We start from the raw sequence: 16,238 nt of genomic DNA, 5'->3' as shown, positions 1-16,238 counted from the left end.
TCCGCATGTTCGACTATCAGCCTACCGTCCTGATCATTGAAGACGACGCCAACATCCGGCGTTTCGTCCGCCAGGCGTTGGAAAGCGAAGGGTGTGCCGTGCACGAAGCCGACACCGTGCGCCGCGGCCTGATCGAGGCCGGCACCCGCCAGCCCGACGCCATCGTGCTGGACCTGGGTCTGCCCGACGAAGACGGCATGACCCTGATCCGAGAACTGCGCGGCTGGACAGAGGTGCCCGTGCTGGTGCTGTCCGCCCGCAGCGCCGAGGCCGACAAGGTCGCAGCGCTGGATGCCGGCGCCGACGACTACCTGACCAAGCCGTTCGGCGTCAGCGAACTGCTGGCCCGGTTGCGCGTGCTGCTGCGCCGGCATGCGCGGGGCGGCGCAGGCAACGCGGCCGAGATCGCCTTTGGCGACGTGCGCGTCGACTTCTCCAAGCGCGTGGTCGAACGCGCCGGCCAGCACGTGCATCTGACCGCCATGGAATACCGTCTGCTTGCCGCTCTGCTGGCGCACCGGGGCAAGGTCATGACACACCGAGAACTGCTGCGCGAGGTCTGGGGACCGTCCCACGTGGAGAGCAACCACTACCTGCGGATCTACATGGGCCACCTGCGCCAGAAACTGGAAGCCGACCCCGCCCAGCCCGTCTACCTGCTGACCGAAATCGGCGTGGGCTATCGCTTCGCGGGCTGAACGCCCCGCCATCCATCAGCATTGATGCGGCCTTTATGCGGACGGCGCGCGTCTTGTCTCGCGCTTTATGCCGAACCTCCTATTGTTGCGGTCCCGTACAACATCTGGAGCATCCCATGTCCCGCCACGCACTGGCCGCGCTTGCCCTGCTGACGCTCGGCGCCACCGCGCACGCCAGCGACGCGCCCGTCGCCACAGAAGCCCCCGCCACCTCCGATTTCAGCCTGACGGCCAACGTCACGCTGGCCAGCCAGTACCGCTATCGCGGCCTGATGCAGTCGAACAACAAGCCCGCCGTCCAGGGCGGCTTCGACCTGGCGCACGCCAGCGGCTTCTACCTGGGCAACTGGAACTCCAGCATCAGCTGGCTCGGCGACACCAACAGCGAAGTCTCCGCCCCCGTCGAAATGGACTTCTACGGCGGCTACAAGGGCAACCTGACGGACAGCGTACCCGTCGACCTGGGCGTCTTGCAGTACTACTACCCTGGCGACTATCCGTCGGGTTACACCAGCCCCGACACCACCGAGTTGTACGCCGGCATCGGCTACGGCCCCGTGATGTTCAAGTACTCCATCGCCCTGAGCAACCTGTTCGGCTTCGCCGACAGCAAGTACAGCCAGTACTTCGACCTGTCGGGCAATGTCGACACCGGCATCTGGGGCCTGACCGTCAACGCCCACGTCGGCCGCCAGGTCGAGCGCAACGTCGACAACGGGTCCTATACCGATTGGAAGCTGGGCCTGACCAAGGACTTCGGCCAGGGCCTCTCGGTCTCGCTGGCCTACCTGGACACCAACGCGGACCGCGCCGTCTACACCAACACGCGCGGACGCGACATGGGCCGCGCGACCGGCTTGCTGTCGGTGACCAAGACGTTCTGATCGCATGGGGCGTTGACGCGTTTTTTACGTGCCACGCCCGCTTTTATCGGCAGGTTTTACGGTGCCGTTCCTATAGTGGAATCGTCATCAACCAACCGGAACCGCGGACCGCGCCAGACGGCGCCTCCGTCCCGCCCCACCGCCATGATTCCCCGACTGGACCGCCGCAGCCACGCTTTCCCCGACCGTTCCCCGGCCCCCACCTTGCCGCCTCTGCCCCAATCCGGGATGGTGGCGCTGACGGTCAGGATCGACACGCTGGATGCCCTGAAAGTGCGCCTGGCGTTGCACCGCGAACTGGGCAACCGCATCGGCGTATACCTGCTGTCGGTCGATCACGCCCATGCGCAGAGCGTCTTGCAGCTGCATTGCGCGCGCGGTGAACTCGACGCATTGATGCACGCCGTCATGTGCGGTCTGCCCCAAGCGGAATTCGGCCCGGTGCGCCCCGCACCCGCAATCACGGTGCAATAAGCCATGGACACGCCAGCCAAAACGGTTTTCGACGGCATCTGGTTGCCGATGGTCACGCCGCTGCGTGGCGGCTATGTGGACCTGGACGCCGCGCAGGCGCTGGCCCGCTACTACCGCAATGCCGGCATCGCGGGCCTGGTCCTGTTCGGCTCCACCGGCGAGGGCAATCTGCTGAGCCTGTCGGAGAAGGCCGACATGATCGAGGCCATCGCCAACGATCCGCACGCATTGCCGATGGTGTTCGGCGCGGGCGGCGTCGATACGCGGGGCGTGGCCACCGCCATCCGCCGCCTGGAAAAATACGCGCCCGCCGGCTACCTGGTGCCGCCCCCCTATTACCTGGGCCCGTCGCAACCCGGCATCCTCTGGCACTACCGGCAGATCGCCTGGGCGACCGAACGCCCCATCATCCTCTACAACATCCCCAAGCGGACCGGCGTCACCATGACCGTCGAAACCATGGAGACGCTGGCGCTCTTGCCCAACTTCACGGCCGTCAAGGAATGCAACCCATCGGTACTGGCCACGTTGAACGCGCGCGGCAAGCTGGATGCCCTATGCGGCGAAGACCTGGCGCTGCTGGACCACTGGCTGGGCGGCGGCCGTGGCGCCATTCCGGCCGCGGCCCACCTATACCCCGAACGCTACGTCGAAGTCATGCAGCTGGCGCGCGACGGCCATGCCGAGGCCGCGCGCGAACTGTTTGAACCCCTGCGCGGCCTGATCCGGCTGCTGTTCGCCGAACCCAACCCCGCGCCGGTCAAGCGCGCCCTGTCCATGCAAGGGCTGATCGCCGACGAACTGCGCATGCCCATGATGCCGGCCAGCCGTGAACTGAGCCCACGCTTGCAACGCGCCATGAGCGCCGTCCACGGGTCGCCTAGCCGGCTGCAGACAGCTTGAAGATGGACACCGCGCGGGCCAGGTCGTCGGCCTGCTCGTGCAAGGTGGCGGCCGACGCAGCGAACTCCTCGACCAGCGAGGCGTTCTGCTGCGTCACGCTGTCCAGATGCGTCACGGCCTGATTGATCTGCTCGATGCCGACGCTTTGTTCGACCGAAGCCGTCGCGATCTCGCCCATCAACGGCGCACTGGTCGCGGCCGATTCCAGCACGCTGCCCATCGTGGCGCTGGCCTGCTCCACGCGCTGGCTGCCGCGCGCGACCGATTCGGACGAGGTTTCGATCAAGCCCTTGATTTCCTTGGCCGCCGTGGCCGACCGTTGCGCCAGCGCCCGGACTTCGCCCGCCACAACCGCGAACCCGCGTCCCTGCTCGCCCGCCCGCGCCGCTTCCACGGCGGCGTTCAGCGCCAGGATATTCGTCTGGAAGGCGATGCCGTCGATCACGCTGATGATCTCGTCGATGCGCTGCGAGCTGTGCGAAATCTCGCGCATGGCATCAATGGCGTGCTGCGTCTCTTCACTGCCCTGGCGCGCCAGTTGCGCCGCCTGCCCGGCCAACGAACTGACTTCGCGCACGTGGTCCGCGCTTTGCTTGGCCGTGGCCGTTATCTCTTCCACGCTGGCCGCGGTCTGCTCCAGCGCGGCGGCCTGCTTCTCGGTGCGGTCCGACAAGTCCATGCTACCCGCCGCGATCTGGCGCGATGCCGCCGCGATCGATCCCGTGGACTGCACGATGGTGCGCACGGCGGAATCCAGGCGTGCCTGCATCCGTGCCATCGCGTCGAACAGGCGGCCGATCTCGCCGCGATGGTGACGCGACACGATGCTGGACAAGTCACCATTGGCGACGCGTTCACAGAGCGCCACGGCCTCGTCCAGCGGGCCGATGACGTGCGTGCGGAAAAAGTGCAGCGCGGCGATCAGCACCAAGGCCAGCAAGCCCAGTGTCACGGCGCCCTGGCGCCACAGCGACCCATAAAACGCCGCGTCCACATCGTCCACATACAGGCCCGTGAAGATCAGCCATCCCCAGTCGGCGTCGTAGGCGGCGTAGCTGATTTTCGGCAGGGCTTCGGTCTCGCCCGGCCGCGGAAACCGGTACGGCACATAGCCCCCACCCGCCTTGCCCTCCGCATACAGGCGCTCGAAGATCGGCAAGCCATCGACATCTTTGATGGCGCGCACGTTCGTGCCCACGAGCTTGGCGTCGGGGTGGACCAGCAATGCGTAATCGTCGCCGAACACGCCCACATAGCCGTCGGCCCCGTAGCGCAGTTGCGCCAACCGCCGTGCCACATTGCGCTTGGCGTCGGCCAGGGGCATGCCCTCGCTGACGCTCTGCTTGCCGTTGCGCAGAATGCCGGCCGCCAAGTCCAGAACGTGCCGCAGTTCGGTCTTGCGCTCGGCCACCATCTCGGTGCGGCGCTGCCAAGCGTCCCACGCGCCCAGGACCAGGACGGCGGCGCCGATGGCGAACACGAACCACAACAACTCCCTGCGCAGGCTGGAATTTTTCACAGGCTCTCCCTTTGTGTGCCATTCCCGCACCTGAAACCATTAGCGGCAGAATGTGACGTTTTATGTATTGCGTTTCGTCAGGATACGGGGACATAGCAGGGTTTTCACCAAGTCGAAGCAGCAAGCTTGATCTAACGCAACGCCCGTAAAAAAAAACGCAAGGCGGCAGCGCCTTGCGTTCGGGAAACGTGGGTGGCGGGGCCTACCCCCGCGGCCCTTCAGTGCGGTCCCACGGCCGGCGCGGCGCGGGCCACGCGAGGCGTCGTCAACGCGATCAAAGTCACGACGATGAGCGAATAGTTGGGCACGCTGCGCATGTTGCGGAACATCATTTCGGTCAGGCTGAACGCACAATAGCCCAAACAGAACAGCAACCCCAGTTGCGCGCCCACGCGGATCACCCGGTCGTCGCTGGCCAGACGCCGGAAGAAGATGGCCGCAGGCAGCAGATACAAAGTCAGGATGCTGATCAGGCCCAGCAGCCCGTAACCGGACAAGGCGGCCAGCATGTCGTTATGGGGTTCGCCGAACCCCTCGACGACTTCTTTCGTCACGATGTCCTGTTTTTGCAGTTCCACCAGTTCATCGCGGAACTTGCTAGGGCCAACACCCACTATCGGGCTTTTCTGAAACATCATGATCGACGCCTGCCACAACTGCAGCCGAATCCCGAACGACGTATCGCGGTCGGCCGACGTCGTGAAGCCGCGGACGTCGTGCGCGATCTCCTGCATTCGGCTGCTGAACGTCCAGATGGCGGCCGCGCTGGCGACCAGCGCCACGCACACCGCCAGCGCGCAATACGCCTTATGGCGGCCCTTCCAGTTGCGCAGGCCCAAAAGAAAGACCAGCCCCAGGATCGGCAACAGCATCCAGCTGCTGCGTGTCTCGGATACCCACGTGGCGGCGACTGTCAGCACAACCGCCAGCAGCTTCACCCCCACCTCGATGCGCGGCCAACGCGTGCTGGGGCTCCAGCCCAGGGACAGCAGCGTCATGCCGCCAAACAACAAAGTCATGTTCGCGAACGCTACGGCGTTGTAGCGTCCGCCGACATCAACCATCGCCCCGCGCCCCTGCGTCTCCATCATCACGATCAGCAGCCCCGCGCCGGCCAATGCACCGACGACGATACTCCACTGCACCAGTTGGAGCCAACGTTGCGGCGCGCGCAGCAGAAGCCATAGCACCGGTATCGCCAAGGCAAACCGGAGCAGCTTTTCCAGTTCAGAATTGCTCCACACCCCCCGGACCAGGGATGTGGAGAATAAACAGGCCAGAGGCAACAACAGCGCCAACGCCATCGGCCACAAAGCCTTGAAATCCATGGGTTCGTAGTGCTTGAGCGCATTGGCGAGCAAAGCGATCAGCGCAACCCCCCCGCTCAAATAGACGATGACGGGGCCTCCCACAGGGCTGGTCAATGCCAGCATGGGAACCAGCAACACAAGCCAGGTGGCCAGGGATACATACAATCGGGGCACAGCGATCAACCTAGTAGAAAAGCGGAAACACAACGAACATCTTGCGGGTCAGGTGGACAAAACCCGCGCGCCATGACGGCGGGCGGGTTCTGCGGGACGTGCGGCGAGGCCGCAGCTTACATGTTTTCGATCATGACCTGGCCAAAGCCCGAGCACGACACCTGGGTCGCGCCTTCCAGCAGACGCGCGAAGTCGTAGGTGACCTTTTTGGACAGGATGGATTTCTCCATGCTGGAGATGATCAGGTCGGCGGCTTCGGTCCAACCCATGTGGCGCAGCATCATTTCAGCCGACAGGATTTCGGAGCCCGGATTCACGTAGTCCTTGCCGGCGTACTTGGGCGCCGTGCCGTGGGTGGCTTCGAACATGGCGACCGAATCCGACAGGTTGGCGCCCGGCGCGATGCCGATGCCGCCCACTTGCGCGGCCAGCGCGTCGGAAATGTAGTCGCCGTTCAGGTTCAGGGTGGCGATCACGTCGTATTCGGCCGGACGCAGCAGGATCTGCTGCAGGAAGGCATCGGCGATCACGTCCTTGACGATGATCTCGCGGCCCGTCCTCGGATTCTTGAACTTGCACCACGGGCCGCCGTCGATCAGTTGGGCACCGAACTCCTTTTGCAGCAACTCATAGCCCCAATCGCGGAAGCCGCCTTCCGTGAACTTCATGATGTTGCCCTTGTGCACCAGCGTCAACGACGTGCGGTCGTTGTCGATGACATATTGCGCGGCCTTGCGCACCAGGCGCTCGGTGCCTTCGCGCGACACCGGCTTGATGCCGATAGAGGACGTGTTCGGGAAACGGATCTTCTTCACGCCGAGCTTGGTCTGCAGGAACTGGATCAGTTCCTTGGCCTGCTCGCTTTCGGCCATGTATTCGATGCCGGCATAGATGTCTTCCGAGTTCTCGCGGAAGATCACCATGTTGGTCTTCTCGGGTTCGCGCACCGGGGACGGCACGCCCTTGAAGTACGCCACCGGACGCAGGCAGACATACAGGTCCAGCTGCTGGCGCAGCGCCACGTTCAGCGAACGGATGCCGCCGCCGACCGGCGTCGTCAGCGGGCCCTTGATGGACACCACGTAGTCTTTGACGACTTCCAGGGTTTCATCGGGAAGCCAGACGTCCGGGCCATAGACCTTGGTGGCCTTTTCGCCGGCATAGACTTCCATCCAGTGGATCTTGCGCTTGCCGCCGTAGGCTTTCTGCACCGCCGCGTCGACAACCTTGATCATGACGGGGGTGATGTCGGCGCCCGTGCCGTCGCCTTCGATGAAGGGAACGATGGGCTGTTCAGGCACATTCAGCGAGAAATCGGCGTTGACCGTGATCTTCTGGCCGCCAGCGGGAACCTTGATATGTTGGTAGGACATGAATGCTCCATTTGCTCCGGGTGGTTTTTCTGCACGCGCCGCATCGGAAAGCGTCCGATTCCGCGGGGAGACCGCCCTCGCGAACCGCACACAGGATGGCGGATACCGATCAATTCTATATCGCAAAGAGCCTGCCGGGCCTTGCGCCTCCCGGAGCCACTGAAAAAAAGCCCCCCGAGGGGGCGCTTTTTACCTTGGGGCGGCCCAGCGGCGACAGGCCCCCACGCTGCACGCGCGTTGCGCGCTTGCTGCCCCCCGAGGGGGCGCTTTTTACCTTGGGGCGGCCCAGCGGCGACGGCCCCCACGCTGCACGCGCGTTGCGCGCTTGCTGCCCCCCGAGGGGGTGCTTTTTACCTTGGGGCGGCCCAGCGGCGACAGGCCCCCACGCTGCACGCGCGTTGCGCGCTTGCAGCCCCCGAGGGGGCGCTTTTTACCTTGGGGCGGCCCAGCGGTAAAATACCTCTCTCCCCCGAATTACGCCCCCCACCGATGTTCAATCCCTCCCGCGACCAAGTCCGCGAATTCTTTATCGACACCTGGCGCAAGCACCGCGCCAACGAAGTGCTGACGCCGCTTGAAGCCATGGCGCTGGACTGGATCATCGAGCATCCCGAATACCACGGTGACCTTGAAAGCCCGGAAGCCATGACCATGGAATACGCCGTCGAGAAGGGACGCACCAATCCCTTCCTGCACCTGTCCATGCACCTGGCGATCGCGGAACAGTTGTCCATCGACCATCCGCCGGGCATCCGCCGCGCTTACCAGCAGCTGACCGCGCGCTCCGACGCGCACCAGGCCGCGCACGAAATCATGGAATGCCTGGGTCAGGTCGTCTGGGAAGCGCAGCGCCTGGGCACACCCATGGACAGCGACACCTACATCGACCTGATCCGCCGCCGCGCCAGCCTCTGACCATTCATCCCGGCAATAAAAAAACCCTCGGCCTGAAACCGAGGGTTTTTTATTGACCCAGTCGCCCAGCGCTTACTTGCGCACGCCCAGGTCGCTGGGCATCGACGCCAGCCAGGCCGATACGTTGGAGATGTCCTGGTCGGACAACTGCGTGGCGAAAGCGCCCATGATGGGGTTCTTGCGCACGTTGGCCGTGGCCGCGCTGCCTGAGGCGCCGCGCTTGTATGCCTTCAGGGCGTGGGCCAGGTAGTCGGCATGCTGGCCCGCCAGCGTCGGGTAGGCCGGGTCCACCGCCGTCTTGGCGTCGGCGCCGTGGCAGGACGCGCAATTGAATTTGTCGAAGACGGCCTTGCCGGCCGCCAGGTCCTGCGCCTGGGCGGCGGTGCCGGCGATGGCCAGGGTCGCGCCCGCAAGGGCAAGCATGGTGCGGTTCATGGTTTTGCCCCTTATTTGAGATTCGAGTAGTACGCGGCCAGATCGGCGATGTCCTGATCGGACAGGCTGCCGGCAATGGCGTCCATCGTGGGATGGCTGCGCGCGCCTTTCTTGTACTCGTTAAGGGCGGTCTCGATGTACTTGGCGTTCTGGCCAGCAATCATCGGCACGTGATAAAGCTCGGGAAATGTCGCCTTGTAGCCTTCGATGCCGTGGCAGCCGATGCACATGGAGACTTTGTCACGGGCGTTCTGGATGTTGCCGACAGGCGCTGCGTCAGCAGCAACAGCCTGGCCGGCGATCGCACAGGATGCCATCGCGGCCAACACGGAAACCGTGCACTTCAGAGAGGTTCGCAACTTCATTGGAATGGCTCTTCTTGGTATGGCTTAAGGACTAGGGCCTGCATCACACGAAAAGGCCCCCTGCAAACACGTTGCGGGTCGAACCCAACTGCAAAACCGCCTGATTGTACGATAATTGCTCAGGATTAATACCTTACGATGGTATTGATCACCGTCAATCCTCGGAAGCCATCAGACAATGTCCGCAGCCCAGTCCGCCTCCCCGACCTCGCCCGCCCGCTTCAACGGAACCGACAGCTACGTCGCCACCGACGACCTGAAGCTGGCCGTCAACGCCGCCCTGACCCTGCAGCGGCCGCTGCTGATCAAGGGGGAGCCCGGCACGGGCAAGACCATCCTGGCGGAAGAAGTGGCGCGCGCGCTGGGACGGCCGCTGCTGCAATGGCATATCAAGTCCACGACCAAGGCGCATCAGGGCTTGTACGAATACGACGCAGTGTCGCGCCTGCGCGACTCGCAGCTGGGCGATGAAAAAGTCCGCGACATCCGCAACTACATCGTGCAGGGCACCTTGTGGCAGGCCTTCCAGGCCGACGAGCCGGTGGTGCTGCTGATCGACGAGATCGACAAGGCCGACATCGAATTCCCCAACGACCTGCTGCGCGAGCTGGACCGCATGGAATTCCATGTGTACGAAACGCGCGAGACCATCGCCGCGCGCCACCGCCCGCTCGTCATCATCACCTCCAACAACGAGAAGGACCTGCCCGACGCGTTCCTGCGCCGCTGCTTTTTCCACTACATCCGCTTCCCCGACCGCGAAACCATGCGCGACATCGTGGCCGTGCACTATCCGCACCTGAAGCAGGATGTTCTGCGCGCCGCGCTGGACACGTTCTTCGCGCTGCGCGACGCGCCCGGCCTGAAGAAAAAACCGTCCACCTCCGAATTGCTGGACTGGCTGCGCCTGCTGCTGGCCGAAGACGCCACGGCCGCCGAGATCGACGCGCACACCGCCACCGCCGTGCCGCTCATGGCCGGCGCGCTGTTGAAAAACGAGCAAGACGTGCATCTGCTGGAACGCCTCGCGGCCATGACGCGCGGCGGCCAGCGCCGTTGATCTTGCAGCTACCGGCGGCCCGCACATGCTGATCGACTTCTTCTATCACCTCCGGGCGCACAAGCTGCCCGTCTCGGTCAAGGAATACCTGACGCTGGTGGACGCGTTGCGCCAGGACCTCATGGCGCCCACGCTGGACGAGTTCTACTTCCTGGCGCGTGCCACGCTGGTCAAGGACGAGTCGCTCTACGACCGCTACGACAAGGCCTTCGGCGCGTATTACAAGGGCATCGAAGCCGCCTTGCCGGCCGGCAAGGAGATCCCGCTGGACTGGATGATCAAGCAGTTCGAGAAAAACCTGTCGCCCGAAGAAAAGGCCGCCATCGAAAAGCACGGCTGGGACAAGCTGATGGAGCTCTTCAAGGAACGCATGGAAGAGCAGAAAGAGCGCCACGCGGGCGGCAGCAAATGGATCGGCACCGGCGGCACCTCGCCGTTCGGCAACGGCGGCTACCACCCCGAAGGCATCCGCGTGGGCGGCGCCTCGGCCGGCAACCGCTCGGCGGTCAAGGTCTGGGACATGCGCCAGTTTAAGGACTACGACGACCAGGTCGAACTGGGCACGCGCAACTTCAAGGTGGCGCTGCGCAGGCTGCGCCGCTTTGCGCGCCAAGGCGCCGAGCTGGAACTGGACCTGGACGACACCATCGCCAGCACCGCGCGCAACGCCGGCCACCTGGACCTGCGCATGGTCCCTGAACGCCACAACACCGTGAAGGTGCTGATGCTGCTGGACGTGGGCGGCAGCATGGACGATCACATCGGCCGCGTCGAAGAACTATTTTCAGCGGCCCGCAGCGAATTCCGCAACCTGGAAGTCTATTACTTCCACAACTGCCCCTACGAAAGCCTGTGGCAAAGCAACCGCCGGCGCCAGAACGAACGCTTCGACACCTGGGACGTGCTGCGCAAGTACAACCCGGACTGGCGGCTGATCATCGTCGGCGATGCCACCATGAGCCCCTACGAGATCCTGCAGCCCGGTGGCTCCGTCGAACACTACAACAAGGAACCCGGTGCGCAATGGATGCGGCGGCTGCTGGACGCCTGGCCCAAATCGGTCTGGCTGAACCCCGAACCCACGGCTTCCTGGCAATACCGGCAATCCATCGCGTTGATGCGCGACATCATGCAAGACCGCATGTATCCGGTCACCGTCGCCGGCCTGGAACAGGCCATGCGCGTCCTATCCAAGTAGGCTGTCACCCATCCACCGGCTGCTCGGGCGTATCCAGCGTCAGCTGATAAAACGCCAGATCCAGCCAGCGTCCGAACTTGAAGCCCGCTTCCTTGATGGTGCCCGAGTGCTTGAAACCCAGCTTCTCGTGCAGGCGGATGCTGCCCCCATTCGACGCGTCGATGCCGCCGACCAGCACATGCACCTGGTTGGCGCGCGCCCGATCAATCAGCACGCGCATCATGGCCTCGCCCAGGCCTTTACCGCGGAACCGCCCGTCGACGTAGACAGAATGCTCGACCGAGTATTTGAACGCGGGCCACGCGCGGAAGGTGCCATAGCTGGCGAACGCCATCAGCTCGCCCGCCGAGTTCTCGAATCCGACGACGGGAAAACCGCCCTGCTGCTTGACCTGGAACCAGCCTTGCATCGCTTCGCGCGGCCGCGGCTTGTAGTCGTAAAGCGCGGTGGAGTTGACGATGGCGTCGTTGAAGATGGCCAGGATCTGGTCCGCATGGCGCTCATGCGTGCAGTCGACAAGGAACGCGCCGTCCGGCGCGAGAGAGTCAGCGGGTGATTTCATCCTGAAAATTGTACTGCCCATCATAAAAAAAAAACCGGCGAATTCGCCGGTTCAGTGAGTTGCTGCCGCTTCTGGCCACTCTCAGGCGGCGCGGCTCTCCACAGATCGGTGGGCGGCGGACGGGCGGCGCAAGCCGGGGCACTGGCGCCATGACAGCTCGTCGGCGTCCATGTCCAGGTCGAACAGATCGTTGGCCGCCGGCCAGGGATGGCTGCGCGCCGCGGCGCCTTCCATTTCCAGCACATGTCCGGCGAACCCGCGGGGCGAACCGCCGCACTCCGCGAAATACCGCTGCGTGCTCAGGTCCACCACATAGGTGGTCATGTCGTGCGTCAGTATGGCCACGAATTGGCCGTCATCACTGGCATAGGCGTATTGGAATTGCCCTTTGATCCCGTCGCCGCTCAGGGCGCTACCGGTCAACTGGGACAAGGCACGCGTGACGATCTCGGTCAGCATGGGTCGTTCCTCCGAAAAATGCGCCGGCAGGATGCCGGCAGCGAAGGCGCGAACAACAAGCACCGGCGCCGCGCTTGCGGCGGCGTCTGGCGTTGGACGGGAAGCCGGTAGACGGCTGTCGCGCATCCCGTCGGCAACAGCTACTACGTGCTTCAAAGCTTACACCCGCACGCAGGCCTGCCCCAAATTTGCCTTGCGCACTAAGGATGTTGCATCGCAGCACCCTATGCGGATGCGGCTTTCGGACGCTTATGCGGCCGCAACCGGCATCCCGCCTGACTCTGCGTCACCGTTTTTTTGGTCGCGCCATTGCGCCTGCCCCATGCGGTACAGCACATGCGGGCGCAGCGGATGGCCTGCGGGAACAGCGGGGTGATCGAACAGATCGGCGTCCTCGCGCATGCCCAGGCGGGCCATCACAGCGCGCGAGCGCTGGTTGCCCACAGCCGTGAACGCCACGATCTCGGCCAGCCCCACCTGCTCGAATCCCACGCGCAACGCGGCCAGCGCGGCCTCGCTGGCGTAGCCGCGCCCCCAGAACGGCCGGGCCAGGCGCCAGCCGATCTCGACGCCCGGCGCGAACGGCAGCACCGGCGGCATCGGCTTGATCCCCACGAACCCCACGAAAGGTGCCACGCCAGGCGCCTCGACCGCCCAGAACCCCCAGCCATGTTCGTCGATGCCGGCCGCCAGGCGGGCGGCCAGCGCATCGCTTTGCAGCGCGGTGAGCGGTAGCAGGAATTCCGTGACACTCGGGTCCGCATTCATCTGGGCGAACAGCTTGCGGTCGTCGGCGCGCCATTGCCGCAGCACCAGGCGCGGCGTTTCTACTTCCAGCGATAAAGACATGTCGGATTTCCTTGCCGTGCGGCCGTCGGGCGCTGCCCGGACCGGCCCTTGAACCATTGGCAACGTATACACTCCAACGGATTCTGCCATGCCAAAGGAATTGTCTGCCATGCGCCTGTCCCTATCGAAGCTGCCGCGCCCACTGGGCGTGCTGCTGTTTTCCTCCTTCCTGGCCTTCCAGGCCGGCGCCGCCAGCCTTCCGGCCGGCGTCTCGGAGGCCGCCTCGATCGAAGGCATCACCGAATACCGATTGGCCAATGGCCTGAGAGTGCTGCTGGTTCCCGACGAGTCCAAGCCCTCGACCACGGTCAACATGACCTACCTGGTCGGTTCGCGCAACGAAAACTACGGCCAGACTGGCATGGCGCACCTGCTTGAACACATGCTGTTCAAAGGCACGTCCACCACCCGCAACGCCATGGGCGAGTTCTCGCGCCGCGGCCTGCAAGCCAACGGTTCGACCTCCAGCGACCGCACCAATTATTTCGCCAGCTTCGCCGCCAACCCCGACACCCTCAAGTGGTATCTGGGCTGGCAAGCCGACGCCATGGTCAATTCCCTGATCGCGAAGGAAGACCTGGATTCGGAAATGACCGTGGTCCGCAACGAAATGGAAAGCGGTGAAAACAGCCCGTCCCGCATCCTGATGCAGAAGATGCAGGCCGCAGCCTTCCAATGGCATAGCTACGGCAAGAACACCATCGGCGCCCGGTCCGACGTCGAAAACGTGGACATCGGCCAACTGCGCGCCTTCTATCACGAGTATTACCAGCCGGATAACGCGGTGCTGATCGTGGCCGGCAAGTTCGACCCGCAAGCCACGCTGGCGGACATCGAGGAAACGCTGGGCAAGCTGCCCAAGCCCGACCGCAAGCTGCCGCCCGAGTACACCGTGGAACCCGTGCAGGACGGCGAACGCTCGGTGACGCTGCGCCGCGCCGGCGGCACCCCGCTGGTGGCCGCGATGTACCACATCCCCGCTGCGGGCAGCCCCGATTTCGTCCCGCTGGACCTGGCCACCGTGATCCTGTCCGACACGCCGTCGGGCCGCCTGTATCACGCGCTGGTCGCTACCAAGCTGGCCTCGGGCGTGTTCGGCTTCACCATGGAAAACCGCGACCCGGGCCTGGCGATGTTCGGCGCGCAGCTGCCTCCTGGAAAAAACCTGGACCCGGCCGTGAAGGCCTTGACCAGCACCCTGGAAACGCTGGGCAAAAAGCCCTTCACGCAGCAGGAACTGGACCGCGCGCGCAGCAAATGGCTGACGGCATGGGAACAGACCTATAGTGATCCCGAGCAAGTCGGCGTGGCGCTGTCCGAAGCCATCGCCGCTGGCGACTGGCGCCTGTTCTTCCTGCAACGCGATCGCGCCCGCAAGGCCTCGCTGGCCGAGGTCCAGCAAGCCGCCGTCACCTATCTGGTGCAGAGCAACCGCATCGAAGGCCGCTATATCCCGACGGAAAAGCCCCTGCGCGCGCCGCAGTTGCAGCGCGAGGACCTGACCGCCGTGTTCAAGGACTACAAGGGCGATCCGGACTTCAAGGCGGCGTCCGCCTTTGACCCCACCCCCGCCAACATCGACAAGTTGACCCAACGCAAGAAGCTGGACCTGCCCAATGGCCCCGTCCAACTGGCGCTGTTGCCCAAGGCCACCCGCGGCAACCGCGTGCAGGCCCAGATGCTGATTCAGTTCGGCAACGAAAAAGACCTGCTGGGCCAGCGCGTGAACGCCAGCGCCGTGGCCGACCTGCTGACCCGCGGCACGCCCAAGCTGTCGCGCCAGGACATCCAGGACCGCCTGGACAAGCTGCAGGCCGAACTCGGCTTCAGCGGCGGCGGCACCACCCTCAAGATTGCCATGTCGACCAAAGGCGAGAACCTGCCTGAACTGACCGCGCTGGCGCTTGAAATCGTGCGCAACGCCAACTTCCCGAAGGAGCAGTTGGAGGAATACCAGCGCCAGCTTGAAACCTCGATCCAGAACGCCATGACCGAACCCTCCGCCCTGGCCGGACGCGCCTTGGCCCGGCAGGACAATCCGTGGCCCGCCAACGACCTGCGCTATGTCCCCACGTTCGAAGAGTCGCTTGCCAGCGTGCGCGGCCTGAACCGCGACGCCCTGGCCAAGTTCCATGCCAAGTTCTACGGCGCGGGCAAGATCGAGTATTCGGCCGTCGGCGACTTTGAACCGGAAGCCGTGGAAAAGGCGCTCAAGACCAGCCTGGCCGGCTGGAAGAAGGCGCCCGCCTACACCCGGGTAGCCAATCCCTACCGCGATATCCCTGCCAAGCAGTTCGACATCGACACCCCCGACAAGGCCAACGCCTTCTACATCTCGCGCATGCCGCTGAAGCTGCAGGACACGGATGCCGACTACGCCTCCCTGTACCTGGCCAACTATCTGTTCGGCGCCTCGGAAACCTCGCGCCTGTGGAACCGCGTGCGCGAAACCGAAGGCCTTTCCTATAACGTCCGCAGTTCACTGTCAGTGTCCTCGTTCGAGCCCAGCGCCAGTTGGACCATGTACGCCATCTATGCGCCGCAGAACCGCGAACGCCTGGAAAAGGCCATCAACGAGGAACTTGCCCGCGTGTTGAAGGACGGTTTTTCAGAGAAGGAAATCTCCGAAGGCATCAATGCCCTGCTGAACTACCGCAACCTGGCGCGTGCGCAAGACGACATCCTGGCCGGCACCTGGCTGGACTACCTGCAACGGGGCCGTACGTTCGAATGGTCGGCTGAGATGGACAAGAAGATCTCGGCGCTGACGCCCGACGCGGTCAACGCGGCCGTGCGCAAGTACCTGCGCGCGGATGGCTTCAGCACCGCTGTCGCTGGCGACTTCAAGAAGAAAGCCGCGCCCTGACGCCTGCTTTCCGCCAGATCCGCCCCTGCCTCGGCAGGGGCTTTTTTTTGCATGGCGAAACGTTGCCGTTTCCCCACCCCGGCCTTCGAATCGACAAGACCATGCCATTATTGGGGAGATTTTTTCATAACCGAACTATTACTCGGCTATTTGGAAAGATGTTTTCAAGAAATACGGGTTTATCCCAGGTGGGA

At 64.1% G+C, this 16,238-nt stretch carries 16 protein-coding genes; 8 read left to right on the top strand and 8 right to left on the bottom strand.

The features are described from left to right. The first annotated feature begins 5 nt into the window (after positions 1 to 5). The 4 genes from kdpE (at position 6) to HG262_RS08245 (ending at position 2,959) form a co-directional block, all read left to right on the top strand. Positions 6 to 698, top strand: coding sequence for a two-component system response regulator KdpE (kdpE, locus tag HG262_RS08260; protein WP_169270544.1), 693 nt, complete (start codon positions 6 to 8; stop codon positions 696 to 698). 116 nt (positions 699 to 814) lie between these two features. Beyond that, the gene (locus HG262_RS08255) at positions 815 to 1,582 is read left to right on the top strand and encodes a TorF family putative porin (RefSeq protein ID WP_169270543.1); all 768 of its coding nucleotides are present in this window, start codon (positions 815 to 817) and stop codon (positions 1,580 to 1,582) included. 144 nt (positions 1,583 to 1,726) lie between these two features. Beyond that, a complete protein-coding gene (locus HG262_RS08250; protein WP_248293285.1) occupies positions 1,727 to 2,056 on the top strand; it encodes a hypothetical protein in 330 nt (109 codons plus the stop codon). A gap of 3 nt (positions 2,057 to 2,059) precedes the next feature. Next, positions 2,060 to 2,959 carry a 4-hydroxy-tetrahydrodipicolinate synthase gene (locus HG262_RS08245; RefSeq protein WP_169270542.1) on the top strand — a complete coding sequence of 300 codons (900 nt, stop codon included), beginning with the start codon at positions 2,060 to 2,062 and terminating at the stop codon, positions 2,957 to 2,959. On the opposite strand, the gene HG262_RS08240 is transcribed toward HG262_RS08245, so the two are convergent. The 3 genes from HG262_RS08240 to icd all read right to left on the bottom strand — a co-directional run bounded on the left by HG262_RS08240 (position 2,937) and on the right by icd (position 7,335). After that, positions 2,937 to 4,478 carry a methyl-accepting chemotaxis protein gene (locus HG262_RS08240; protein WP_169270541.1) on the bottom strand — a complete coding sequence of 514 codons (1,542 nt, stop codon included), beginning with the start codon at positions 4,476 to 4,478 and terminating at the stop codon, positions 2,937 to 2,939. The genes HG262_RS08245 and HG262_RS08240 overlap by 23 nt on opposite strands. Positions 4,479 to 4,696: 218 nt before the next feature. Next, positions 4,697 to 5,911, bottom strand: coding sequence for an O-antigen ligase family protein (locus HG262_RS08235; protein ID WP_169270611.1), 1,215 nt, complete (start codon positions 5,909 to 5,911; stop codon positions 4,697 to 4,699). Between the two features lie 167 nt (positions 5,912 to 6,078). Next, entirely contained in the window at positions 6,079 to 7,335 is a 1,257-nt protein-coding gene (gene icd / locus HG262_RS08230; RefSeq protein ID WP_050447222.1) for an NADP-dependent isocitrate dehydrogenase, read from the bottom strand. Between the two features lie 489 nt (positions 7,336 to 7,824). On the opposite strand from icd, the gene HG262_RS08225 reads away from it, so the two are divergent. Next, positions 7,825 to 8,250, top strand: coding sequence for a DUF1841 family protein (locus tag HG262_RS08225; protein ID WP_169270540.1), 426 nt, complete (start codon positions 7,825 to 7,827; stop codon positions 8,248 to 8,250). Between the two features lie 72 nt (positions 8,251 to 8,322). Here HG262_RS08225 and HG262_RS08220 read toward each other — a convergent pair whose 3' ends face one another. Beyond that, positions 8,323 to 8,685 carry a cytochrome c gene (locus HG262_RS08220; RefSeq protein ID WP_169270539.1) on the bottom strand — a complete coding sequence of 121 codons (363 nt, stop codon included), beginning with the start codon at positions 8,683 to 8,685 and terminating at the stop codon, positions 8,323 to 8,325. Between the two features lie 11 nt (positions 8,686 to 8,696). Further along, the gene (locus HG262_RS08215) at positions 8,697 to 9,050 is read right to left on the bottom strand and encodes a cytochrome c (protein ID WP_006217806.1); all 354 of its coding nucleotides are present in this window, start codon (positions 9,048 to 9,050) and stop codon (positions 8,697 to 8,699) included. A gap of 178 nt (positions 9,051 to 9,228) precedes the next feature. Here HG262_RS08215 and HG262_RS08210 point away from each other — a divergent pair, with 178 nt between their 5' ends. Then, positions 9,229 to 10,110 (top strand): MoxR family ATPase, encoded by an 882-nt coding sequence (locus tag HG262_RS08210; protein WP_169270538.1) that lies wholly within the window; start codon positions 9,229 to 9,231, stop codon positions 10,108 to 10,110. 25 nt (positions 10,111 to 10,135) lie between these two features. Then, entirely contained in the window at positions 10,136 to 11,308 is a 1,173-nt protein-coding gene (locus HG262_RS08205; RefSeq protein WP_169270537.1) for a VWA domain-containing protein, read from the top strand. Between the two features lie 4 nt (positions 11,309 to 11,312). Here the strand turns inward: HG262_RS08205 and HG262_RS08200 are convergent, their stop codons facing one another. From HG262_RS08200 to HG262_RS08190, 3 genes are all read right to left on the bottom strand, one after another. Further along, positions 11,313 to 11,870 (bottom strand): GNAT family N-acetyltransferase, encoded by a 558-nt coding sequence (locus HG262_RS08200; RefSeq protein WP_169270536.1) that lies wholly within the window; start codon positions 11,868 to 11,870, stop codon positions 11,313 to 11,315. An 81-nt stretch (positions 11,871 to 11,951) separates the two neighbouring features. After that, positions 11,952 to 12,329, bottom strand: a complete 378-nt coding sequence (locus HG262_RS08195) for a hypothetical protein (RefSeq protein ID WP_169270535.1) — start codon at positions 12,327 to 12,329, stop codon at positions 11,952 to 11,954. Between the two features lie 249 nt (positions 12,330 to 12,578). Continuing rightward, positions 12,579 to 13,178, bottom strand: coding sequence for a GNAT family N-acetyltransferase (locus HG262_RS08190; RefSeq protein ID WP_169270534.1), 600 nt, complete (start codon positions 13,176 to 13,178; stop codon positions 12,579 to 12,581). A 109-nt stretch (positions 13,179 to 13,287) separates the two neighbouring features. On the opposite strand from HG262_RS08190, the gene HG262_RS08185 reads away from it, so the two are divergent. Beyond that, a complete protein-coding gene (locus tag HG262_RS08185; protein WP_169270533.1) occupies positions 13,288 to 16,044 on the top strand; it encodes a pitrilysin family protein in 2,757 nt (918 codons plus the stop codon). The last annotated feature ends 194 nt before the right edge of the window (positions 16,045 to 16,238 follow it).

The sequence above is a fragment of the Achromobacter sp. Bel genome, assembly GCF_012928505.1.
GTDB lineage: Bacteria > Pseudomonadota > Gammaproteobacteria > Burkholderiales > Burkholderiaceae_B > Achromobacter.
The sequence above is the reverse complement of the archived record's forward strand: the minus strand, read 5'-3'. Positions and strand labels throughout refer to the sequence as shown.